Below are 23,779 nucleotides of genomic sequence, written 5' to 3'. Positions count from 1 at the left end.
TCAGCCCTTGCTCGTATCGGTGTCGCCCGGTGTTACCCGGATCAGGCCTTCCTGCGCGGTACTGGCCACCAGCACGCCATCGCGGGTGAAAAACTGGCCACGCGCCAGGCCGCGCGAATCCTGCGCGCTGGGGCTGTCCAGTGAATACAGCAGCCAGTCGTCCACCCGGAACGGGCGGTGGAACCAGATGGCGTGATCCAGCGAGGCCATCTGCACATGCGGTTGGTAGTAGCTGATGCCGTGCGGGAAGGTTGCCGTACCCAGCAGGTGGAAATCGGAGGCATAGGCCAGCAGCGCCTGATGCAGCTCGGGGGCGTCGCCGACCTTCTCGTTCAAGCGCAGCCACACTTGGTGGTAGGGCGGGCGCTTGGGCGGATTGAGTTCATCGCGCGGGTAGACGTGGCGGAACTCGAACGGGCCGCCGCGTGAGAGCCAGCGCTGCACCTTTACCGGCAGGCGTTCGAGCACATCCTGCGGCAGCGGGCGGTTGGGTTCGATGTCTTCCGGCTGCGGAACTTCCGGCATCTTGTGCTGATGTTCGGCGCCGCTTTCGGCCTGCTGGAACGAGGCGGCGCAGAAAAAGATCACCTTGCCATGTTGGATCGCAGTGACCCGGCGCACGGAGAAACTGCCGCCATCGCGGGTGCGGTCAACGTCGTAGACGATCGGATGGTCGATATTGCCGGCGCGCAGGAAGTAGGCGTGCAGTGAATGCACATGGCGACCGTTCTCGACGGTGGCCTGGGCCGCGGCCAACGCCTGGCCCAGCACCTGCCCACCGAACACGTACTTGGTACCGATGTCGCGGCTCTGGCCACGGAACAGGTTGTCCTCCAGCCGCTCCAGCGACAGCAGGTCAATCAGTTCGGGTACGACGGGTTCGGCATTGGCGGACAAGACGGCGACCTTCGGTTCGACAGACGGCGATTATAGAGGTCGGGAGGGTTGGTGCTGGAGACGGCGTGAGCGACGGGCAGGGAGTGAGGCAGGGCGGCGGCAGTACGGCGTTGTCACGGTGCTGCTGCCCTCCTGACCACTCCGTTCCAGGCTCTAGCGCTTGCCCAGGCGCGCGGCCAGCGCCTGCAATGCCGCTTGTGCGTCGGCCGAGTACCAGGCATCGACGAAGCGGTCGAGCTGGATATGCTCCGGCTGCATGGCCTCGTGCAGATCGGCGCGGGCGATGGCGCGGGTCTGCAACATCGGTTGTTGTGGCAACCGGAGCTGGGCCTGCAACCAGCTGATGGCCGTTTCCACGACAAGGGCTGCACCCTCGGCCAGCTCATCGACCAGTCCAATCTCCAGGGCGCGCTCGGCGCTGACCAGCTGGCCGCCAGCCAGCAGCACGGCAGCGCGATGGGGGCCGACCACGCGGCGCATCAGGCGCTGGATGCCTTCCGGCGCCACCAGCCCGACCTGGACTTCATTCAGGCCGATGACATACGGCTTGGCCGGATCAACGCTGCGTGCCATCACCCGGTAATCGCAGCACAGTGCCAGCACACAACCGCCGGCCGGTGAGTGACCGGTCAACGCAGCGACTACCGGGATGCGGCTTTCGGCCAGCGCACGTGCGGCACCGAAGAAAGCCTGCCAGCTGTCCAGCAGCTTGTGCTTGTCCTCACCGTGGCGCAGCAGATAGGGCACATCCATGCCGCCGGTGAAAATCCGCTCGCTCCCGGACAACACGATGCCATGCACTTCTTCATTCATGGCGTGGTTCAGCGCGGTGATCAACGCACGGCACAATTCGGTATCCAGTGCGTTGACCGGCGGCCGCGCCAGGCGCAGTTCGCGGATGGGGCCATGGTTGATCACTTCAATAAGCGTGGTCATGCTGCGGTTTCTCATGCGGCAGGGAGTCGTGGTTTCGATGATAACCAAACCATTCATGTGCGTACTGTTGGCCCTGTGTGCTTTTGAAGCGTCGGGCCAGGCACCGGCGCCGGCCTGCGTGACGATCCGCGAGGGATGGCTGCGTTTGCCGCCGGGCGCCATGCCGATGGCAGGGGGCTATGCGCGCATCCGCAACGATTGCGGCAGCGATGTCGTTGTCATAGGCGCAGGCAGCCGGGCGTTTGGAGAGGTGTCGCTGCATGAAACCACGCTGGTGCAGGGCGTCAGCCGGATGCGTGAAGTCGATCGGTTGCCCATCGCGGCGGGGGCATCGGTGGAGTTGAAGCCCGGCGGTCTGCACCTGATGCTGATGCAGCCGGATGTGCAGCTCAAGGAAGGCGTGCAGCTGCCGATCCGGCTCAGTCTGGAAGACGGCCGCAAGGTTGATGGTGTGCTGCAGGTGAGGCGTGATGCGCCAGCGCGACCGTAGTGATGCAGGACGTGTCAGATAGCGGAACCGGTGGCCTGTTTCATCCAGTCACGTGGTGATGCGCCTGCCCGGGCTGTGAATGCGCGCGACAGGGCGGAGGCGTTTGCGTAGCCAAGTTCATCGGCGAGGATCTTGATCGGCCTGCCGCGACGCAGGCCGCGTTGCGCCAAGGCGATGCGCCAGTCTGTCAGGTAGTCGGCGGGTGTCTGTCCAACCCGTTCACGGAAGGCATTGGCGAACGCGGTGCGTGACATGCCCGCCCGCTCGGCCATGCGCGTGAGTGTCCACGGTTGCCCTGGGGCGTCGTGCATCGCCACCAGTGCGCGGGCAAGTCTCGGGTCCGACAGTCCGGTGATGAATCCCGGCCGGATGCCGGCTTCTTCGGGGTTGTCCAGCAACCAGCGCAGCAGCTGGATCACCACCACCTCGAACAGACGATCGGCCAGCAGCCGCTGCCCGCAGCGCGCCTGGTCGGTTTCTGAGAAGAGCAGCTCCAGCGCCATGTCCAGCCCGGGGACCCGCGTCAGCGGCAGTGCGATGAGGGGTGGCAACCCACGCACCAGCGGGTGTGCCGCGCCGCCATCGAAGTCCAGCCGCGCGCAGGTGAAGTCCGCGCCTTCCCGAGGGGGATTGTGGAAGCGATGGCTGAGCGGGCGTGGATAGAACAGCAGGGTCGGCACGTCGAAGTGCATCGACGCAGGCACCTCGCGGCTGCCGGGGTGGCTCACTTCCAGCTGGCCGCGGCGCAGGACATGCAGATAGCCGTGGCCCTCGTCGGCATCGAACGCGTTCAGTCCGCACAGTGGCCCGGAATGGTGCAGCTGCGCCTGGAACCGAAAGTTCTCCAGGATGCCGGCCAGTCGATCAATCGGAGGATTGGCGCTCATTTGTATTAATTGATCTGTTTGACGTACGAATCGTATCAAATGATTCGAAAGGGCAGGTGAGACTGGCTTCACGGGCAGCACGCCCGGATTCGCCTCAACCCACCACGATCAGGAGATCGCCATGTCCCGCGTCAACCTTCAATCCCAATCCGCTCCGGCCGCCAGCCAACCGTTGCTGGCCCAGATCCACCAGGCTTTCGGTGCCACGCCGAACATGTTCAAGGCGGTTTCCAATTCACCTGCCGCATTGCAGAGCATGTGGGCTTCATTTGGCGCACTGGGCAAGGGCACGCTGGGCGCCCGTCTGGGCGAACAGATCGCCGTGGCCATCGCCAACCGCAACCGCTGCGAATACTGCCTGGCCGCACACACCGTGCTGGGGCAGAAGGCGGGTGCGAGTGCCGAGGATATGGCCGCTGCGCAGGTCGGTCATTCCGATGATGCGCGTACCGCCGCAGCACTGACGTTCGCACTGAAGGTGGTGGAGCAGCGCGCTCAGGTCGGCGATGCCGATGTCGCGCAGCTGCGTGCGGCGGGGTTCGACGACGGGCAGATCGTGGAGATTCTGGCCCACGTCGCGCTCAACCTGTTCACCAACTACATCAACGTGGCGCTGGATGTGCCGGTGGATTTCCCGAAGGTGGCGTTGAGGTAAGGCTGTGCGGATACCGGCAGGTCAACGCCAAGCCCGCAACTGCAGCTTAGGCCCCTCTGCCGCCTGCGGGAGAGGGGTTGGGGTGAGGGTGCTTTAGAGCTCAAAAAGCCTTGGAAGCACCCCTCATCCGCCCTTTCGGGCACCTTCTCCCGCAAGCGGGAGAAGGGATGCGTCACCCGCGTAGTGCGCTGATCGCTTAGCTCGAAGCCCCGCGCACCGCTTCCGGCAAGGGCGCGCTCTTGCCGGTTTGCGTATCCATCCACACGACGACCACGTTGCCGTCGGAGTACAGCGTGCCGGGGTCCTTCTGATCGACGATGCGATGGCCGATGGTCACGCTGCTGTTGCCCAGGCGTTCGACGAACAGCTCCACCACGATGTCGTTGGGCCACACGATCGGCAGGCGGTAGTTGATGTTGGTGTTGGCCACCACCGGTGCGATGCGGTCACTCATCGACACGCCCTCCACGCCCAGCATCCAGCGCACGCGCGCTTCTTCCAGATAGGAAACGTACTTGGCATTGTTGACGTGGCCCATGGAATCCATGTCGCGCCAACGCACGCTGATCGGTACCTGTGCCAATTGCTTGTGTTCGCTGCTCATTCCGAAACCTTTTTCTTGCGGGTGGTGGCGGCCTTCTTGGTGGCCGTCTTCTTGGCAGGCTTTTCCTTGCGTGGCGGGCGGGCGTCGGGCTTGTTGGCCACGGCAGCCGGGCGCTCCGGACGCGCGCTGGTGGAAGGCAGCATCTTTGCCAGGAACTGGCCGGTATACGAGGCCGGATGCGCAGCCACATCTTCCGGCGTGCCGGTGACCAGGATGGTGCCGCCGCGATGGCCGCCTTCCGGGCCCAGGTCGACAACCCAGTCGGCGGTCTTGATCACGTCCAGGTTGTGTTCGATCACCACCACCGTGTTGCCTTCATCGCGCAGCTTGTGCAGCACGCCGAGCAGCGCTTCGATGTCGTGGAAATGCAGGCCGGTGGTCGGCTCATCCAGGATGTACAGGGTGCGGCCGGTATCGCGGCGCGACAGTTCCTTGGACAACTTCACGCGTTGCGCCTCACCACCGGACAGCGTGGTCGCGCTCTGGCCGAGCTTGATGTAGCTCAGGCCCACGTCGACCAGCGTTTCCAGCTTGCGCGCGATCGACGGCACCGGCTCGAACAGGCGCAACGCATCCTCGACGGTCATCTCCAGCACGTCGTTGATGTTGTAGCCCTTGTAGAGGATCTCCAGCGTTTCGCGGTTGTAGCGCTTGCCGTGGCAGACGTCGCAGGGCACATACACGTCCGGCAGGAAGTGCATTTCCACCTTGATCAGGCCATCACCCTGGCACGCTTCGCAGCGGCCGCCACGCACGTTGAAGCTGAAACGCCCCGGCGAATAACCGCGTGCGCGTGATTCCGGAACCTGCGCATACAACTCGCGCAGTGGCGTGAACAGGCCGGTGTAGGTGGCGGGATTCGAGCGCGGGGTGCGACCGATCGGCGACTGGTCGATGTCCACCACCTTGTCGAACAGGTCCAGTCCTTCGACCGTTTTGTACGGGGCAATCGGATGCGAGGCGCCATTGATTTCATTGGCGGCCAGCGAGAACAACGTGTCGTTGATCAGCGTGGATTTGCCCGAGCCGGATACGCCGGTGACGCAGGTCAACAGGCCGGCCGGGATGTCCAGGTCCACGCCCTTGAGGTTGTTGCCGCTGGCGCCGCGCAGGTGCAGCGTCATCTTCGGGTTGGCCTTGTGGCGGCGCGCCGGAATCTCGATCGCCCGCTTGCCCGACAGGTACTGGCCAGTCAGCGAGCGCGGTGCATCGAGGATGTCCTGCAGCGAGCCCTGGCCGACGATTTCGCCGCCGTGCACGCCGGCACCGGGGCCGATATCCAGCACGTAATCGGCCAGGCGGATCGCATCCTCGTCATGCTCGACGACGATGACCGTATTGCCGAGGTCGCGCAGGCGGGTGAGGGTGCCGAGCAGGCGTTCGTTGTCGCGCTGGTGCAGGCCGATGGAGGGTTCGTCGAGCACGTACATCACCCCGACCAGGCCGGCACCGATCTGCGACGCCAGACGGATGCGCTGCGCCTCGCCACCGGACAAGGTGTCGGCCTTGCGCTCCAGGGTGAGGTAGTCCAGCCCAACATCCACCAGGAAGCCCAGGCGTTCGCCGATCTCCTTGACGATCTTGGTGGCGATCTCGCCACGCCAGCCCGGCAGCGACAACTCGCTGAAGAAGCGCTTGGCCTCATCGATCGGCAACACAGCGATTTCCGGCAGCGGGCGGTCGGCGACGAAGACGTTGCGCGCGGCCTTGTTCAGGCGCGCGCCCTTGCACTCGGGGCAGGGCCGCGAGCTGATGTACTTGGCCAGCTCTTCGCGCACGGCCGATGATTCGGTCTCGCGGTAGCGGCGTTCGAGGTTGGGAATGATGCCCTCGAAGCGATGCTTGCGCTGGTTGCGGCCACCGGCTTCGGTGAAATAGGTGAAGGTCACCTGGTCTTCGCCGCTGCCGTACAACACGGCCTTCTGCACATGCTCCGGCAGTGACTGCCACGCGGCATCCACATCGAACTTGTAGTGCTTGGCGAGCGAGGCAATCAGCTGGAAGTAATACGCATTGCGGCGGTCCCAGCCGCGCACGGCACCGGCGGCCAGTGACAGCTCCGGATGCACCACCACGCGCGAGGGATCAAAGAACTCGGCCACGCCAAGGCCATCGCAGCCCGGGCAGGCGCCCACCGGCGAATTGAACGAGAACAGGCGTGGCTCCAGTTCCGGCAATGCGTAGTCGCACACCGGGCAGGAGTACTTGGAAGAGAACAGGTGTGGCTCCGCGTTGGGGGCATCCAACGGCATCACCGACGCCATGCCGTCGCCCAGCTTGAGTGCGGTTTCAAAGCTCTCGGCCAGGCGCTGCTTGATGTCCTCACGCGGACGGAAACGGTCGATCACCGCTTCGATGGTGTGCTTCTGGCGCAGGGTCAGTGCCGGCACCGCATCGATTTCATACAGCTCCCCATCCACACGAACGCGCACGAAGCCCTGTGCACGCAGCTGGTCGAACACCTGCACGTGCTCGCCCTTGCGTTCGCGGATCACCGGGGCCAGCAGCATGTAGCGCTGGTCCGGATCCAGTGTCAGCACCTGGTCCACCATCTGGCTGACGATCTGCGCTTCCAGCGGGTAGCCGTGATCCGGGCAGCGTGGGCTGCCGACGCGGGCATACAGCAGGCGCAGATAGTCGTAGATTTCGGTGATCGTGCCCACGGTCGAGCGCGGGTTGTGCGAGGTGGACTTCTGCTCGATCGAGATCGCCGGTGACAGGCCCTCGATATGATCCAGGTCCGGCTTCTCCATCACGCTCAGGAACTGCCGCGCGTAGGCCGACAGCGACTCGACGTAGCGGCGCTGGCCCTCCGCATAGATGGTGTCGAACGCCAGCGAGGACTTGCCCGAGCCGGACAGGCCGGTGATCACGATCAATTTATCGCGGGGCAGGTCGAGGTCGATGTTCTTGAGGTTGTGCGTCCGCGCACCGCGGATGCGGATGAAATCCATCGCCATGGGAAATCCGGTTTTGACCGCCACCGGCGAGCCGGGGCAGATGTGGGGGGCGTAGCTGACGGCAATCGATCAGCCTAGCGGCCTTGTGATTTGGGGGCAATTGCCACATTTGCCAGTCCACAGCTCCCGCATGGCCCTGAAGGCAGGTCATTGTTCAGGCTCGGGTTTTACGGCGGGGGGTGACTTGACCCGACCTTTGGTCTGCCGTTAAAATCCCGCTCCTGTCCGCCCTCGACGGCGGCACGGCGACCACAATAACTACAGAGGAAGTCTGGTCATGTACGCAGTACTGGTAACTGGCGGTAAGCAATACCGCGTCGCGCAGGGTGAAACCCTTCGCGTTGAAAAGCTCGAAGTCGAAGCCGGCAGCGAGATCAAGTTTGACAACATCCTGATGCTCGGCGATGCCGACGGCATCAAGCTGGGTGACGCGCTGAAGGGCGCTTCGGTGACCGCTACGGTTGTGGCCCATGGCCGCGCTGACAAGGTCCGGATCATCAAGTTCCGTCGCCGTAAGCACCACATGAAGCGTCAGGGTCACCGTCAGTACTACACCGAAATCCAAATCACCGGCATTGCCGGCTAAGCAAAGGAGAATCCGTCATGGCACATAAAAAGGGCGTAGGCTCCTCGCGCAACGGTCGCGATTCCAACCCGAAGTACTTGGGCGTCAAGATCTTCGGTGGCCAGGCCATCGAAGCTGGCAACATCATCGTGCGTCAGCGCGGCACCCAGTTCCACCCGGGCGCAGGCGTTGGCCTCGGCCGCGATCACACCCTGTTCGCGCTGCTCGATGGCAAGGTTGAATTCTCGGTCAAGGGCGCCAACAAGCGTCGTACCGTGAGCGTTGTTACGGAAGCCTGATTCCGTACACGCAGGTGCCCGCGCCCAGCGTGGGTAGCTGACGAAAACCCCGCTTAGGCGGGGTTTTTCGTTGGCGACAGAATCATCCGGCGGTTTTTCGCCGTCGTTTTCCCTGGCACAGCCGGGGCAGTTAGACTTTGCGGTCGGGCAGTTCGCCTGCCGCCATCAGTGGGCAACCAGAATCATGAAACTTGTAGACGAAGCGGAGATCCAGGTCACCGCTGGCAACGGCGGTAACGGCTGCATCGGCTTTCGCCGAGAGAAGTTCATCCCGCTGGGTGGCCCTGACGGCGGCGATGGTGGCGATGGCGGCAGCGTGTGGATCCGTGCCGATGCAAACCTGAATACGCTGGTCGACTTCCGCCATGACCGCATCTTCAATGCGCAGCGTGGCGAGAACGGCATGGGCCGTCAGGCTTATGGCAAGGGCGGCGAAGACCTCATCATCACCGTGCCGGTCGGTACCGTGGTGATCAATGTCGCCACCGATGAAGTCATTGGCGACATGACGGTTCATGGCGATCGTCTGCTGGTGGCCAAGGGCGGCAAGGGCGGCCTGGGCAACATGCACTTCAAGAGTTCCACCAACCGTGCGCCGCGTCAGGCGCTGCCGGGCGAGGAGGGCGAGGAGCGCCTGCTCAAGCTGGAGCTGAAGCTGCTGGCCGACGTGGGCTTGTTGGGTTTCCCGAATGCCGGCAAGAGCACCCTGATCCGTGCCGTTTCGGCAGCGACGCCGAAGGTCGCTGACTATCCGTTCACCACGCTGTACCCGAATCTGGGTGTGGTGAAGGTGGAGAACTACCGCAGCTTCGTGATCGCCGACATTCCGGGCCTGATCGAGGGCGCGGCCGACGGTGCAGGCCTGGGTGCGCAGTTCCTGCGTCATCTGCAGCGCACCCGCCTGCTGCTGCACCTCGTGGACATTTCGCCGATGGAGGGTGGCGTGGAAGGCATTTCGCCGATCGAGCAGGTGCGCGCCATCGAGCGCGAACTGGGCAAGCACGATCCGGAGCTGCTGCAGAAGCCGCGCTGGCTGGTGCTCAACAAGGCCGACCTGATGTTCGAGGACGAAGCCAAGGTCGCGGCCGAGCAGATCGTCAAGGAGCTGGGCTGGAAAGAGCCTTGGTACCTGGTGTCGGCGCTGGGTCGTGAAGGCACCTGGCCGATCATGAAGGACATCATGGCCTTCTTCGATCACCAGAAGCTGCTGGAAGCCGAAGAGCGCGAGGCGCAGGGCGGCTGAGGATTGCCTCTTGTCGCAGGTGCCTGACGAACAGCAAAAACCCGGTGAAAGCCGGGTTTTCTGCACCTGCTGCTTCTGTTTCGCGCTTGAAGCGTCTCTCCCGCAAGGTGGGGGAGGGGGTGAGGGCGCTCTAGCTTTAAAGCCAAAGCCAAAGCCAAAGCCAAAGCCAAAGCCAAAGCTCCCCCATCCGTACTTCGGGCGCCTTCCCCTGCAAGCGGGAGAGGGTGGGGCTGCTGGATGTCTGCGCTTGGCCCAACAAAAAACCCGACACAAGGCCGGGTTTTTCATGTCGGGAGCCTTGCGGCACCCGCTGATCGCGCGAATCAGGCGGCCTTGATGGCCTTGATGCGGGCGGTCAGGCGGCTCTTGTGGCGCGCAGCCTTGTTCTTGTGAATCAGGCCACGGGCGCTGAAACGATCGAGAATCGGCTGGGCGACGGCGAAGGCTGCCTCGGCGCCAGCGGCGTCGTTGGCGTCCAGAGCCTTGATCACCTTCTTGACGGCGGTGCGCAGCATCGAACGCTGAGCCGTGTTGCGCGCGTTGCGCACAACGGTCTGCTTGGCGCGCTTCTTGGCGGACTTGATATTGGCCACGGTGGTGGTTTCCTGAAAATCGGTGTGGTGGGAACAGCAAGCACGCAAGTATGATGGCAGGTCAAATGAACGTCAAGTCGAGTTGTCAAGGGGAAGTTTAGTGAGTGGTCGGTTGCTCAGGTCCACGGCGGTTTTCAGTGCCATGACCTTCCTTTCGCGCGTCAGCGGGCTCGTTCGGGACCAGGTTTATGCGCAGGTTTTTGGTGCCAGCGCCGCGATGGATGCTTTTGTCATCGCGTTCAGGATTCCCAATTTCATGCGTCGGCTCTCAGCCGAAGGCTCGTTCTCGATGGCCTTCGTGCCGGTGCTGGCCGAGTACAAGGCCAAGGGTGACCACGCGGCGGTCAAGGCGCTGGTGGACCGGGTAGCCGGGGCGCTGACCGCATCGATGCTGGTGGTGACCGCGCTGGCGCTGCTGCTGGCGCCATGGGTGATGCGGGTATTCGCGCCGGGCTTCGATCCGGACGGCGAACAGGCCCGTCTGGCCACGCTGATGCTGCAGATCACCTTCCCGTACGCGCTGTTCATATCGCTGGCATCACTGGTGGGCGGGGTGCTGAACAGCTACCAGCGCTTCGCCATTCCTGCGCTGTCTCCGATCCTGCTCAACATCTCGATGATCGCTGCGGCGCTGTGCCTGGTGCCGCACATGAAGGCCTGGGGCTACGAGCCGGTGCTGGCGCTGGCCTGGGGCGTGTTCGTGGCGGGTGTGCTGCAGCTCGCCTTCCAGTTGCCGTCATTGGCCAGGCTGGGCCTGCTGCCGCGACCGCGCCTGGATTTCGCGCATGCAGGCGTGCGAAAAATCATGAAATTGATGGTGCCGACGTTGTTTGGCTCCTCGGTGGCGCAGGTCAATCTGCTGCTCAACACCCTGGCGGCCTCGCTGCTGATGAGTGGCAGTGTCACCTGGCTTTACTACAGTGACCGGCTGCTGGAGTTCCCGCTGGGCATGTTCGGTGTGGCGATCGGTACGGTGATTCTGCCGCACCTGTCCGGGCGTCATGCGGCATCCGATCCGGACGGCTATTCCAAGGGGTTGGACTGGGGCTTCCGGCTGTGCCTGCTGATCGGTGTTCCGGCATGCATCGGTCTGGTGCTGTGCGCCGAGCCGCTGCTGGCCACGTTGTTCCAGTACGGCCGCTTCTCGGCGCAGGACATGCGCATGAGCAGCCTGAGCCTGATGACGCAATCGCTGGCGGTGCCGGCCTTCCTGCTGGTGAAGGTGCTGGCGCCGGCCTTCTATTCGCGGCAGGACACACGTACGCCGGTGAAAGCTGCGCTGGTATCCATTTCTATGAATGTCGCCTGCACCGCGCTCTTCTTCCTGGCGATGCTGTGGTTCAGTCCGATGGGGCAGGCGGCGCTTGCTGCAGCCAATGGCTCCTGGCTGGGCGCACTGAAGCAAGTGGAAGGGGCGCACGCCCTGCTGGCGTTGGCCATCGCCGTGGCGGGCTGGGTAAACGCCTTGCAGCTGTGGTGGTACCTGCGTCGTGCCCGGGTGTATCAGGTCCAGCCGGGCTGGGGACGCTTCCTGGTTCAGCTGGCGGTGGCCAGCGTACTGATGACGGCGGTGGTGCTCGGGCTGCGCTTGTTCTGGGCGGACTGGGCGCAGTGGGTCTGGTGGGAGCGTGGTTGGCGACTTCTGGCCATGGTGGGTGCCGGCGGCCTGGTTTATGCGGCAGGTCTGTTGCTGACGGGATATCGCCCCCGTGAACTGCGCGGGCATTGAGGCGACCGCTATACTTCCGGGCTACACACGACAGAACCGGCCCGTATGGGCTGGATCCGGATGGAATGAGCAGGCTTTTTAGAGACGTCGAAGGCGGGGTGTTGTTCCCGCAGGGAAGCGTGGTCTGCATCGGTGCTTTCGACGGCCTGCACCTGGGCCACCGGGCGCTGGTGCGCCACGCGGTCGCCCGTGCGCGCGCATCGGGGGTGCCGGCGGTGGCGCTGGCTTTCGAGCCGCTGCCACGCGAGTTCTTTGCCAGGGACAACCCGCCGCCGCGACTGATGCTGGCGCGTGACAAGGTGGCAGCGCTGCGTGGGCTCGGCGTGGATGGCGTGGGTCTGCTGCGCTTCGACGCCAAGATGGCAGCCATCACGGCCGAGGATTTCGTGCGCGACATGCTGGTGCGCCGGCTGGGGGCGCGTGAAGTCTGGATCGGTCCCAAGTTCCACTTCGGAAACCGCCGTGGTGGCGATATCGCACTGCTGCGGGCCATGGGGGATGCGCTGGGCTTTGTTGCCGGCGAGATCGAACCGGTGCATCTGAACGGCGAGCGCATCTCCAGCACCCGCATCCGCGAGCTGCTGCGGGAGGGCAACTTCGCCCACGCCGGTGACCTGCTGGGGCGGCCGTATGCCATCGGCGGTCGGGTGGTGCGGGGGCAGCAGCTGGGCCGCACGCTGGGCTTTCCAACCGCCAACTTGCGATTTCCGAAAACACCCGCACTTTCTGGTATCTACGCGACGTGGGTGCACGGGGTTTTCGAGCAGCCGTGGCCTTCGGTGTCGAGCTTTGGCACGCGGCCGACGGTGCAGGGCGTGGAGCCTTTGCTGGAGGCGCACCTGTTCGATTTCCAGGGCGACCTTTATGGTCGCCACATCGAAGTGGAGTTTGTCGCAAAGTTGCGCGACGAAGAGAAATTCAATGATCTGCCGGCGCTGACCGAACAGATGCACCGCGACGCCGAACAGGCGCGTCGCATCCTTTCCGAACACAGATTGCGAGCCACTGCGTGAGCCAGGACTACAAAGCCACCCTTCATCTGCCGGCAACCGAATTCCCGATGCGTGGCGATCTGCCCAAGCGCGAGCCGGGCATTCTGTCGCGTTGGGAGGACGAGGGCCTGTATGCCCGTCTGCGCGACAACGCGCAGGGTCGCCCGCTGTTCGTGCTGCACGACGGTCCGCCGTATGCCAACGGGCAGATCCATCTGGGCCATGCGGTCAACAAGATCCTCAAGGACATCATCGTCAAGTCGCGTTATCTGGCCGGCTTCGATGCGCCCTACGTGCCGGGCTGGGACTGCCACGGCCTGCCGATCGAAATCGCGGTCGAGAAGAAGTGGGGCAAGGTCGGCGTCAAGCTGGATGCCGAACAGTTCCGCCAGAAGTGCCGTGAGTACGCTGAGGAGCAGATCGAGCTGCAGCGGCGGGACTTCAAGCGCCTGGGCGTGATCGGCGACTGGGACAACCCGTACAAGACGCTGAGCTTCGATTTCGAGGCCAATGAGATCCGTGCACTGTCCAAGATCTTCGCCAACGGCCACATCGTGCGCGGTGCCAAGCCGGTGCATTGGTGCTTCGATTGCGGCTCGGCGCTGGCCGAGGCCGAGATCGAATACCAGGACAAGACCTCGCCGGCCATCGACGTGGCGTACGCCGCGCGCGATTCCAAGGCGCTGGCGGCCAGCTTCGGTGTTGAACTGCCGGCCGGTGTGGAAGTGGCGGTGCCGATCTGGACCACCACGCCATGGACGCTGCCGGCTTCGCTGGCCGTGTCGCTGGGTGCGGATATCGAATACGTGCTGGCAGAGGGCCCGGCCCATAACGGCCAGCCGCGCTGGCTGGTGCTGGCATCGGCGTTGGCCGAGCGTTCGCTGGCCCGCTACGGCGTGGCCGAGCGGGTCGTGCACGGCCATGCCAAGGGTTCGGCGCTGGAGAACCAGTTGCTGGCGCACCCGTTCTACGCCAACCGCGACATCCCGCTGCTCAACGGCGACCACGTCTCCGACGAAGACGGTACCGGTGCGGTGCATACCGCTCCCGGCCATGGTCAGGAGGATTTCGTGGTCAGCCAGCAGTACGGGCTGATGGACCGGTACAACGCCGGCCAGATCAATCCGGTCGACGGTCGTGGCGTATACCTTTCGTCGACGCCACCGGCGGGCGAGGTGGAACTGGCTGGCGTGCACCTGTGGAAGGCGCAGCCGTTGATCGTCGATGTGCTGCGTGCCTCCGGTGCGTTGCTGGCATTCGTCGAGATCCAGCACAGCTACCCGCATTGCTGGCGGCACAAGACGCCGGTGGTGTTCCGCGCTACCCCGCAGTGGTTCATCTCGATGGACAAGGCCAACCTGCGCAGCGATGCGATGGCCGCGATCGACAACGTCGGCTGGTTCCCGAGCTGGGGCAAGGCGCGCATCGGCAGCATGGTCGATGGTCGTCCGGACTGGTGCATCAGCCGCCAGCGCACCTGGGGCGTGCCGATCGCACTGTTCACCCACCGCGAAACCGGTGAGCCGCATCCGCGTACCGTCGAGCTGATGCAGCAAGTGGCTGACCGCGTGCAGGCGGGCGGCATCGACGTCTGGTATTCGCTGGATACGGCTGAACTGCTGGGTGAGGAAGCGTCGCAGTACGAAAAGGTCACCGACATCCTTGATGTCTGGTTCGACTCGGGTGTCACCCATGAAGGCGTGCTGCTGGAGCGTGGTTTCGGCAAGCCGGCCGATCTGTATCTGGAAGGCTCGGACCAGCATCGCGGCTGGTTCCAGTCCTCGCTGCTGACCGGCGTGGCCATCGACAAGCATGCGCCGTACAAGCAGTGCCTCACCCATGGTTTCACCGTGGACGAGCACGGCCGCAAGATGTCCAAGTCACTGGGCAATGGCATCGAGCCGCAGGACATCATGAAGACGCTGGGCGCGGACATCCTGCGCCTGTGGATCGCCTCGGCCGACTACAGCAATGAAATGTCGCTGTCGCAGGAGATCCTCAAGCGCAACGCCGACGCCTATCGCCGTCTACGCAACACCGCGCGCTTCCTGCTCGGCAACCTGGACGGTTTCGACCCGGCCCAGCACCTGGTGGCCCCGGCCGACATGGTCGCGCTGGACCGCTGGATCGTGCATCGCGCCTGGGAAGTGCAGGAGAAGATCAAGGCCGCCTACACCAGCTACAACATGGCCGAGATCGTGCAGCTGCTGCTGAATTTCTGCAGCGTGGATCTGGGCTCGTTGTATCTGGACGTGACCAAGGACCGCCTGTACACGATGCCGACCGATTCGCGTGGCCGCCGTTCGGCGCAGAGCGCGATGTATCACATCGCCGAAGCGTTCACGCGCTGGGTTGCGCCGATCCTGACCTTTACTGCCGACGAGCTTTGGGGCTACCTGCCGGGCGAGCGCAAGGACAACGTGCTGTTCGCCACGTGGTACGAAGGCCTGGCCCCGTTGCCGCAGGATGCGCAGCTTGGCGCGGCCGATTTCGATCAGCTGCTGGCACTTCGCGAGCAGGTGGCCAAGGTGCTGGAGCCGATGCGTGCCAATGGCGCCATCGGTGCGGCACTGGAAGCGGAGATCACCGTGGCGGCAAGTGAAGAGCAGGCCGCGCGCTGGCAGCCGCTGGCCGAGGAGCTGCGCTTCCTGTTCATCAGCGGTGACGTGAGCGTGCGCCCGGCGACCACCGATGAGGTGTTTGTCAGCGCGCAGCCGACCGAGAAGGCCAAATGTGTGCGTTGCTGGCATTACCGTGCTGACGTGGGCTCGGTGGCGGCGCATCCGGAACTGTGCGGCCGCTGCGCCGGCAATATTGACGGTGCTGGCGAAAATCGCCGCTGGTTCTAAGCAGGGCCTCACGCGAAGCGGGTGGGTGGCGAAAAGCGCCCCATCCGCTTCATCGCAGTCCACTACAGGCGTATTACATGCAAGCAAAGGCTGTTAAACCCAATGCGTTGATCTACCTGCTGGTATCCGTCGCCGTGATCGGTCTGGACCAGTGGAGCAAAGCCTGGGTGCTGTCCAGCCTGCCTGAGTTCCAGGCGGTCAAGCTTCCCATCAGGTTCCTTGGGGAGTACTGGAACTGGTACCGCACCTACAATACCGGCGCCGCGTTCAGTTTCCTCAGTGATGCCGGCGGTTGGCAGCTGTGGTTCTTCACGTTCCTGGCAATCGCTATCAGTGGCCTGATGGCGTTCTGGCTGTCGCGCACCCCGCGTGCCAACTGGCGGACCGCATTGCCGTATGCACTGGTGATCGGGGGTGCCATCGGCAACGTCATCGACCGCCAGATTCACGGTCACGTGGTTGATTTCATCCAATGGCATATTGGTGATTACAACTGGCCGTCGTTCAACATCGCCGACTCGGCGATCGTGGTCGGTGCCATCGGTATCGCTTTGATGGGCTTGCTTGACGGCAAGGCCGAAAAAAAAGCCGGATGATTCCGGCACCTGTTCCCGCATTTGCGACCGTCAGCGGTCGGAGTCGTTGAAGATGGACGTATTGCTCGCCAATCCCCGTGGTTTCTGTGCCGGTGTAGACCGTGCCATCGAGATCGTCAAACGCGCCATCGAAACCCTGGGCGCGCCGATCTATGTGCGCCATGAGGTAGTGCATAACCGTTTCGTGGTGGATGACCTGAAGGCGCGCGGCGCCATCTTCGTCGAGGAACTGGACGAAGTGCCGGATGGTAATACGGTCATTTTCAGTGCGCATGGCGTCTCGCAGGCGGTGCGTACCGAGGCGGATCGCCGTGGCTTGAAGGTGTTCGACGCGACCTGTCCGCTGGTGACCAAGGTGCACCTGGAAGTGGCCCGCCACTGCCGTGCCGGCCGTGACGTGGTGTTGATCGGCCACGAAGGGCACCCGGAAGTGGAAGGCACCATGGGCCAGTGGAGCCGCGAACGCGGCACCGGCCAGATCTACCTGGTCGAAGATGTGGACGACGTGGCAACGCTGGTCATCGATCAGCCGGAGAACTTCGCCTACACCACCCAGACCACGCTGTCGGTGGACGATACCCGCAGCATCATCGATGCGCTGCGCGCGCGTTTCCCGGCGATGCAGGGCCCGAAGAACGACGACATCTGCTACGCCACGCAGAACCGCCAGGACGCCGTGCGCGATCTGGCCAAGCGATGCGATCTGGTGCTGGTGGTCGGTTCGCCGAACAGCTCCAACTCCAACCGGCTGGCCGAACTGGCACGCCGCGAGGGGGTGGAGTCCTACCTGATCGACGGTGCGCACGAGATCGACCCGCAGTGGGTGATGGGCAAGCGGCACATCGGCCTGACCGCCGGCGCGTCCGCGCCGCAGGTGCTGGTGGATGGCGTCATTGCGCGTCTGCGTGAGTTGGGCGCGGAAGGTCTTTCGGAACTGGATGGTGAGCCCGAGTCGATGGTGTTCGCCTTGCCCAAGGAATTGCGGCTGAGGCTGGTGGACTGACTCAACGGTCCAGGCCACATAGGGAGGTGTGGTGTGTCCAATGGATATCGTGCGGGATGGTTGGGGAAGTGCGCTGTGCTGGCGCTGTGCGTGGCAGGATCGCCCGCAGCGGTAGCACAGCAACCTCCGGTGGCGGGGCCCTTGCCTGCAGTGTTGGCCCCCGTGCCTGCGCACCCGGATGAAGCTGTCGCGGGCGAAACGGCGCGGCGCTATCAGATGTTGCTTCCCGGTTATCGCTGGCAGCTGAGCTCGGCGCTGGATCGTGATGGAAAACCGTACAGCTGGTTTTCGTTCGGCAAGCACGCGCCTGTTCTCGAGTTCATGCGAGAGGATGCTGCCTCGTCGTCCACAGCTTCGTTGCTGGTATACAGCCAGCTGTGCCAGCGCCAGGTGGATGGCCGTCTGACGCTTCGGCGATTCCAGATGCAGGGCGCCGACCCGCAGCGGGACGTGGCCTGGGAGCTGACGTTGCGCCGCGCGGCACATGAGCGTGTGCCCGCGCTGACCTGCCAACAGGCTGCCTACCGCACTGAACAGCGTCTTGTGCAGATGCTCTCGGGTGGTCACGCCCTGCGCATGCGGGTTGATCAGACGAAGAACGACCGACCGCAGCTCGAAGTCCAGGATGGCTTCGGAGGGGTGCTGCGCTTCGAGGGCCGAGCTCTGGGCGAGGCGGACCGGCTTCAGTTGCAGGCGCCTGAACTGCTGCTGCAGGTCAAGGAAACTCCCGCTCCATGCAGGGTGACGTGGCTGCCGGGCGAGCGCTGCCTGCGGTTCCGTGAGGTGCTGCTGGGTACCGCTGGCGCAGACGGTGCCCATGTTTCGGATTGGACGGACACGGTGCTCGGCGTTGACCGCTATTCCCATGTGGCTGGCAGCGAGGTGATGCTGCGGGTCAAACGCTATGGAAAAGCCACTGCCGGTGCCGATGATCATCCGGCGTATCGTGCCGAGCGTCTGCTGTGGACGCGCGGCGCGGACCTGGGGCCGGACACGATGCCGGCCGTGGCCGGTGTGACGGCCGCGTCCGTGCTGGATCCTGATGCGGCGATGTTCTTCCCCGCATTGCAGGTTCGTTTTGCCAGTCGCGACCGCAGCCTGACGGCGGCGGCATTTGCTCATCTGTACTACGGCAATTGGTTGCAGCGTGAGTTGGGTCCCACGCGCCTGGATGCGGAGTCGGGTTTTCCTTCCACCGAGGCGATGATGGAGGTGGCGGAGTATCTGGCGCTTCGCAGGCAGCTCCATGCGTTGGCCCAGGCTGATGCTTCAGCGGCCGGTGCACTGAACCCGGTCGACGTCCGTAAGCAGGGATATCGTGACTTTCTGGGGCGCTACCCCCTGCATCTGAATGCGCTGGAAGACCTTGCGACAGGCGAGGGTGCAGCGGCGGCTGAAGACCCGGATGTCCGGTTTGTCTTCGATGGCCTGCTCGACGCGATTCTGGCTACCGGCGATGGCGCAACGTGTGACTCGGCGTATGTCGTCACCACATCGGCCGACATCGGCGTGGTGCTTCGCCGGTTGTCGTTGCCACGCCGCCCCGACGAGGATCTCAGGCAGGGCGCTGGCTGCGTGCGTGCGGGCGTCGGACAGGCGGTGAAGTACTTTCTGGCGCTGGATCTGCAGTAACGGCGAGGTGGGGCTGGGTGCGACGGCCAGTTCCGGTGCGGCTGGGCGATTGCCTGTTCATCCGTGCCGAGGGCGCATGTTTGCGGGCTCAGCGGCGTGCAGGTCGCGGCTTCGGAACAATTCCGCCCCAGGTGCATTGACCTTCAAGTTCAGGTTCGCCTACAATTCGCGGCTCGCCGGAATAGCTCAGTTGGTAGAGCGGCGCATTCGTAATGCGTAGGTCGTAGGTTCGATTCCTATTTCCGGCACCAGTAACAGAAAGCCGACTGCATGCAGTCGGCTTTCTGCTTTTCCGGGTGCGTGAAAGTGCGCGCGGTGCGACAACATGTCGCACGCCGGAGAGCGGCTTTGCTGTGTGAAATCATTGTCAATGCCTATCTTAAGTGCTGTACGAAGCCTAAAATTGCGTTGCTGAAATCTGGCACTCCCCTGCACGCGTTCCCCCGGCGGCATTCTCCGGGCGGGCGTTCGCGTTAGCGCGCATGGGATGCCGGATCAGGTACTCCCTCGCAATTGGATCGACCGATGATTCCGTTGAAAACCCTTGGGCGCATGCTGCGCCCGGGCCTTATTGTTGCCATGGCCGTCATGATGACGGGCTGCGACTGGGCCTTGTTTGACCCCAAAGGCCAGATCGCCCGGGACGAACTCACGCTGCTGATCACCTGCACGGTGCTGATGCTGCTGGTCGTCATCCCGGTGATCGTGATGACACTGGTGTTCGCGTGGAAGTACCGCGCATCCAACACCAAGGCCCGTTATGAACCCAACTGGTCGCACTCCACCGCCATCGAAGTGGTGGTCTGGTCGATCCCGTGCATGATCATCCTGGTGCTGGCAGTGCTGACCTGGCGCTCCTCGCATGCGCTTGATCCGTACAAGCCGTTGGAATCCGACACCAAGCCGGTGCAGATCGAAGCGATCTCGCTGGATTGGAAGTGGCTGTTCGTTTACCCGGAAGAGAACATCGCCGTGGTCAACGAGCTGACCTTCCCGGTCAACACGCCGTTGAACTTCAAGATCACGGCTGATTCGGTGATGAATGCGTTCTTCATTCCGCATCTGGGCAGCATGATCTACTCGATGGCCGGCATGGAAACCAAGCTGCACCTGATCGCCGACGAGGCGGGCAGCTACGAAGGCCGTTCCTCGCATTACAGCGGTGCGGGCTTCAGCAAGATGCACTTCATTGCCCACGCAGTGAGCAATGAGGAATACCAGGCCTGGTTGGCGAAGGTACGCGGCGACGCCAAGGTGATGGACCAGAAGTCCTTCACCGAACTGGCCGCCGAGAAGAACCATGACTACTACCCGGTGACCTACTACGGCAGCACCGAGGCAGGTCTGTTTGGCGCGATCATGGCCAAGCACATGGGCGAGAGCCACCACTTCGGCATGAAGCATGACGGCAAGGCGAAGTCGCACGAGGCCATGGGCCACGAAGCGATGAACCATGAGTCGATGGATCACGACGCCATGGACCATGAGGCAATGAACCACGAGGCCATGGGCCACGAAGGTCACGATGCCGCTGCCGCTCCTGCCGCCGTCGAGGCCGCTGGCCACGCCGGTCACAATGCAAACGAGTCCGCCGAAGCCGCAGCTGCGGGCAACGGCCCCTCGGGAGAATGACGATGCTTGGAAAACTCTCTCTTGATTCACTGCCGCACGATCCAATCGTGCTCACCACGCTGATCGGCGCGATGCTCGGTGGCCTGGCCGTTGTTGCGGCCATCACCAAGTTCAAGCTGTGGGGCTACCTGTGGAAGGAGTGGTTCACCTCGGTGGATCACAAGAAGATCGGTGCGATGTACCTGATCGTGGCGTTCGTGATGCTGCTGCGCGGCTTCTCAGACGCGATCATGATGCGTGCCCAGCAGGCCATTGCCGCCGGTGGTGCCGAAGGCTACCTGCCGCCGCACCACTACGATCAGATCTTCACCGCGCACGGCGTGATCATGATCTTCTTCGTGGCCATGCCGCTGATCACCGGTTTGATGAACCTGGTGGTGCCGTTGCAGATCGGCGCACGCGACGTTGCCTATCCGTTCCTGAACTCACTGAGCTTCTGGCTGTTCGTCGCAGGCACCGCCCTGATGATGATCTCGCTGTGGATCGGTGAATTCGCCGCGACCGGCTGGCTGGCGTTCCCGCCGTTGTCGGGGTTGGAGTACAGCCCAAGCGTCGGTATGGATTACTACATCTGGGCACTGCAGGTCGCAGGCCTGGGTACGACGCTGAGCGGCATCAACTTCTTCATCACCATCCTCAAGATGCGTACCCCGGGTATGCCGCTGATGAAGATGCCGGTGTTCAGCTGGACCGCACTGGTCACCAACCTGTTGATCATTGCCGCCTTCCCGGTACTGACCATCACCCTGGTGCTGCTGACCCTGGACCGTTACCTGGGCACGCATTTCTTCACCAACGATGGTGGCGGCAACGCCATGCTGTACATCAACCTGATCTGGATCTGGGGTCACCCGGAAGTCTATATCCTGGTGCTGCCGGCATTTGGCGTGTTCTCTGAAGTCATCGCCACGTTCTCGCGCAAGACGCTGTTCGGCTACAAGGGCATGGTCTACGCGACCTGTGCCATCGGCGTGCTGTCGTTCCTGGTGTGGCTGCACCACTTCTTCACCATGGGCTCGGGTGCCAACGTCAATGCCTTCTTCGGCATCACGACGATGATCATCTCGATCCCGACCGGCGTGAAGATCTTCAACTGGCTGTTCACGATGTACCGCGGTCGCGTGCACTTCACCTCACCGGTGCTGTGGACGATCGGCTTCATGGTCACCTTCACCATCGGCGGCATGACCGGCGTGATGTTGGCGATCCCGGCCATCGACTTCGTGCTGCACAACTCGCTGTTCCTGATCGCGCACTTCCACAACGTCATCATCGGTGGCGTGGTGTTCGGCATGTTCGCCGGCATCACCTACTGGTGGCCGAAGATGTTCGGCTTCAAGCTGGATGAAACCTGGGGCAAGCGTGCGTTCTGGGGCTGGTTCATCGGCTTCTATGTGGCCTTCATGCCGCTGTACGCACTGGGCTTCATGGGTGCAACGCGTCGCCTGCAGAGCTACCCGAACATGGAGTACCAGCCGTTCTTCATCGTTGCCGCCGTCGGCGCCGCGATCATCGCCTTCGGCATCCTGTGCCAGGTGATCCAGATCGCCGTGTCCATCCGCGACCGCAAGAAGAATGCCGACCTGACCGGCGATCCGTGGGATGCACGTACCCTGGAGTGGGAAACCGCTTCCCCGGTGCAGTTCTACAACTTCGCCGTCCTGCCCAAGGGCGAGGAGCTGGACGACTTCTGGCAGCGCAAGCAGCGTGGCGAAGCGTGGCCGAAGCCGGCCAAGTACAGCGACATCCACATGCCCAGGAACACCGGTACCGGTGTGGTCATCGGCGCCTTCAGCCTGGTGCTGGGCTTTGCGATGGTCTGGCACATGTGGGTGTTCGCCATCATCGGCCTGGTCGGCATGATCGGCACCTTCATCTACCGCACCTTCGACAAGGACGTGGACTACTGGGTGCCGGCTGCTGAAGTCGAACGTATCGAAAATGAACACCGCAAGCACCTGGTTGCCCAGGGCCTGGTGAAGACCGAGGTGAAGGCATGAGCCACAACGCCCACACGATGACCCACGGTTCCGCCGCGCACGCGGCGGGCCATGGGGATGATCATCACGAGCATCACGACGCCGGCGAGAACACCGTCTTCGGTTTCTGGGTGTACCTGATGAGTGATCTGCTCATCTTCGCCACCCTGTTCGTCACCTACGTGGTGCTGTCTGGCGGCACCAACGGTGGCCCGGCGGCGAAGGACCTGTTCGACCTGTCCTTCGTGGCATGGGAAACCGCGCTGCTGCTGGTGTCCTCGCTGACCTTCGGCCTGGGCATGATTGCCCTGCACCAGTCCAAGAAGGGCCTGATGTTCTTCTGGCTGGCCGTTACCTGGCTGCTGGGTGCCGGCTTCATGGGCATGGAAATCTGGGAGTTCAACCACCTGATCCACCAGGGTCACGGCCCGGACAAGAGTGCTTTCCTGTCGGCGTTCTTCGCCCTGGTCGGTACCCACGGTCTGCACGTCAGTGCCGGCATGCTGTGGCTGCTGGTGATGCTGATCCAGCTCAAGAACGATGGTCTGACCCCGCGCAACAAGACCCGCATGGCGTGCCTGAGCCTGTTCTGGCACTTCCTGGATCTGGTCTGGATTGGCGTGTTCTCTGTCGTCTACCTGTCGGGAGCTATGTAATGTCCGCACATGACAATCATGCACACGGTGCCGGCGGCGAGAGCCACGGCAGCGTCAAGTCCTACCTGGTTGGCTTCCTGCTGGCAGCCGTGCTCACCATCATCCCGTTCTGGGTGGTGATGAGTGGCGGGCTGTCCTCGAGCTTCGCCACCGGTGCGGTGATCGTGGTCGCCGGCATCCTGCAGCTGCTGGTGCACCTGGTGTTCTTCCTGCACCTGGACCGCTCCTCGGCACAGCGCTGGAACGTCAGCGCCGGCCTGTTCACCCTGGTGGTGATCGGCATCATCGTGCTGGGCACGCTGTGGGTCATGTGGAACATGAACTACCACATGATGGGCTGAGCCATCAGTCCGTTACCGCAGTAGAAAGAGGCCGCCGTGAGGCGGCCTTTTTCGTGAGTGGGCTGAAGCCGGAGTGGAACGCGCGCGGTGCGGGCCCGCGCACCCATCGAGCTGCTCGAATCGACGATGCAGCGGGCTGCCTCACGGGCGGCAGCCCCGCGCTGCCATGTATTCCCCAGTGCGCTTCACTCACTGCCGCTCTTTGCTACCCTGTCCCTCTTTCGGACTAGTCCCCGGTATT

Annotated in this window: 21 protein-coding genes and 1 tRNA gene; 16 read left to right on the top strand and 6 right to left on the bottom strand. The window is 63.4% G+C overall.

The features are described from left to right. Positions 1-897, bottom strand: coding sequence for an acyl-CoA thioesterase II (gene tesB, locus ABB26_RS12255; RefSeq protein WP_057634536.1), 897 nt, complete (start codon positions 895-897; stop codon positions 1-3). Positions 898-1,050: 153 nt separating this feature from the next. After that, positions 1,051-1,833 (bottom strand): enoyl-CoA hydratase/isomerase family protein, encoded by a 783-nt coding sequence (locus ABB26_RS12250; protein ID WP_057634534.1) that lies wholly within the window; start codon positions 1,831-1,833, stop codon positions 1,051-1,053. A 37-nt stretch (positions 1,834-1,870) separates the two neighbouring features. On the opposite strand from ABB26_RS12250, the gene ABB26_RS12245 reads away from it, so the two are divergent. Further along, a complete protein-coding gene (locus ABB26_RS12245) occupies positions 1,871-2,323 on the top strand; it encodes a copper chaperone PCu(A)C (protein WP_057634609.1) in 453 nt (150 codons plus the stop codon). A 14-nt stretch (positions 2,324-2,337) separates the two neighbouring features. Here the strand turns inward: ABB26_RS12245 and ABB26_RS12240 are convergent, their stop codons facing one another. Next, entirely contained in the window at positions 2,338-3,210 is an 873-nt protein-coding gene (locus ABB26_RS12240; RefSeq protein WP_057634532.1) for an AraC family transcriptional regulator, read from the bottom strand. A gap of 121 nt (positions 3,211-3,331) precedes the next feature. Here ABB26_RS12240 and ABB26_RS12235 point away from each other — a divergent pair, with 121 nt between their 5' ends. After that, complete coding sequence (locus tag ABB26_RS12235) at positions 3,332-3,865, top strand: carboxymuconolactone decarboxylase family protein (protein WP_057634530.1); 534 nt, start codon at positions 3,332-3,334, stop codon at positions 3,863-3,865. A 196-nt stretch (positions 3,866-4,061) separates the two neighbouring features. Here ABB26_RS12235 and ABB26_RS12230 read toward each other — a convergent pair whose 3' ends face one another. Further along, positions 4,062-4,469 (bottom strand): acyl-CoA thioesterase, encoded by a 408-nt coding sequence (locus ABB26_RS12230; protein ID WP_057634529.1) that lies wholly within the window; start codon positions 4,467-4,469, stop codon positions 4,062-4,064. Beyond that, a complete protein-coding gene (gene uvrA, locus ABB26_RS12225) occupies positions 4,466-7,429 on the bottom strand; it encodes an excinuclease ABC subunit UvrA (RefSeq protein WP_057634527.1) in 2,964 nt (987 codons plus the stop codon). Before uvrA ends, ABB26_RS12230 begins: the two co-directional genes overlap by 4 nt. Before the next feature lie 277 nt (positions 7,430-7,706). Between uvrA and rplU the strand changes: the two genes are divergently transcribed. The 3 genes from rplU to obgE all read left to right on the top strand — a co-directional run bounded on the left by rplU (position 7,707) and on the right by obgE (position 9,536). Further along, positions 7,707-8,015, top strand: coding sequence for a 50S ribosomal protein L21 (rplU, locus tag ABB26_RS12220; RefSeq protein WP_057634525.1), 309 nt, complete (start codon positions 7,707-7,709; stop codon positions 8,013-8,015). Between the two features lie 17 nt (positions 8,016-8,032). Further along, positions 8,033-8,293, top strand: a complete 261-nt coding sequence (gene rpmA / locus ABB26_RS12215; RefSeq protein WP_057634523.1) for a 50S ribosomal protein L27 — start codon at positions 8,033-8,035, stop codon at positions 8,291-8,293. A 184-nt stretch (positions 8,294-8,477) separates the two neighbouring features. After that, a complete protein-coding gene (gene obgE / locus ABB26_RS12210; RefSeq protein WP_057634521.1) occupies positions 8,478-9,536 on the top strand; it encodes a GTPase ObgE in 1,059 nt (352 codons plus the stop codon). A 323-nt stretch (positions 9,537-9,859) separates the two neighbouring features. Here obgE and rpsT read toward each other — a convergent pair whose 3' ends face one another. Further along, positions 9,860-10,129, bottom strand: coding sequence for a 30S ribosomal protein S20 (rpsT, locus tag ABB26_RS12205; protein ID WP_057629708.1), 270 nt, complete (start codon positions 10,127-10,129; stop codon positions 9,860-9,862). 112 nt (positions 10,130-10,241) lie between these two features. Between rpsT and murJ the strand changes: the two genes are divergently transcribed. From murJ to cyoD, 11 genes are all read left to right on the top strand, one after another. Next, positions 10,242-11,858, top strand: a complete 1,617-nt coding sequence (gene murJ, locus ABB26_RS12200; protein WP_425477259.1) for a murein biosynthesis integral membrane protein MurJ — start codon at positions 10,242-10,244, stop codon at positions 11,856-11,858. Between the two features lie 65 nt (positions 11,859-11,923). Beyond that, positions 11,924-12,871, top strand: a complete 948-nt coding sequence (locus ABB26_RS12195; RefSeq protein ID WP_057634518.1) for a bifunctional riboflavin kinase/FAD synthetase — start codon at positions 11,924-11,926, stop codon at positions 12,869-12,871. Continuing rightward, positions 12,868-15,699 carry an isoleucine--tRNA ligase gene (gene ileS, locus ABB26_RS12190; RefSeq protein WP_057634516.1) on the top strand — a complete coding sequence of 944 codons (2,832 nt, stop codon included), beginning with the start codon at positions 12,868-12,870 and terminating at the stop codon, positions 15,697-15,699. Before ABB26_RS12195 ends, ileS begins: the two co-directional genes overlap by 4 nt. Before the next feature lie 77 nt (positions 15,700-15,776). Next, the gene (gene lspA / locus ABB26_RS12185; RefSeq protein ID WP_057634511.1) at positions 15,777-16,295 is read left to right on the top strand and encodes a signal peptidase II; all 519 of its coding nucleotides are present in this window, start codon (positions 15,777-15,779) and stop codon (positions 16,293-16,295) included. Between the two features lie 52 nt (positions 16,296-16,347). Beyond that, positions 16,348-17,298 (top strand): 4-hydroxy-3-methylbut-2-enyl diphosphate reductase, encoded by a 951-nt coding sequence (gene ispH, locus ABB26_RS12180; protein WP_057634509.1) that lies wholly within the window; start codon positions 16,348-16,350, stop codon positions 17,296-17,298. Positions 17,299-17,514: 216 nt separating this feature from the next. Continuing rightward, positions 17,515-18,930 (top strand): DUF4919 domain-containing protein, encoded by a 1,416-nt coding sequence (locus tag ABB26_RS19025; RefSeq protein ID WP_152982660.1) that lies wholly within the window; start codon positions 17,515-17,517, stop codon positions 18,928-18,930. A gap of 175 nt (positions 18,931-19,105) precedes the next feature. Beyond that, positions 19,106-19,181 (top strand) — tRNA-Thr (locus ABB26_RS12170). A gap of 274 nt (positions 19,182-19,455) precedes the next feature. Beyond that, positions 19,456-20,562, top strand: a complete 1,107-nt coding sequence (gene cyoA / locus ABB26_RS12165; RefSeq protein WP_057634506.1) for a ubiquinol oxidase subunit II — start codon at positions 19,456-19,458, stop codon at positions 20,560-20,562. 2 nt (positions 20,563-20,564) lie between these two features. Beyond that, entirely contained in the window at positions 20,565-22,562 is a 1,998-nt protein-coding gene (cyoB, locus tag ABB26_RS12160) for a cytochrome o ubiquinol oxidase subunit I (protein ID WP_057634504.1), read from the top strand. Further along, positions 22,559-23,197, top strand: coding sequence for a cytochrome o ubiquinol oxidase subunit III (cyoC, locus tag ABB26_RS12155; protein WP_057634503.1), 639 nt, complete (start codon positions 22,559-22,561; stop codon positions 23,195-23,197). The genes cyoB and cyoC overlap by 4 nt, the downstream gene beginning before the upstream one ends. Continuing rightward, complete coding sequence (gene cyoD / locus ABB26_RS12150; RefSeq protein ID WP_057634501.1) at positions 23,197-23,538, top strand: cytochrome o ubiquinol oxidase subunit IV; 342 nt, start codon at positions 23,197-23,199, stop codon at positions 23,536-23,538. The genes cyoC and cyoD overlap by 1 nt, the downstream gene beginning before the upstream one ends. Positions 23,539-23,779 lie beyond the last annotated feature (241 nt).

Origin of the sequence: Stenotrophomonas humi, assembly GCF_001431415.1 — a bacterium.
GTDB classification, from domain to species: Bacteria; Pseudomonadota; Gammaproteobacteria; order Xanthomonadales; family Xanthomonadaceae; genus Stenotrophomonas; species Stenotrophomonas humi.
This window is presented reverse-complemented; position numbering and strand designations above follow the sequence as displayed.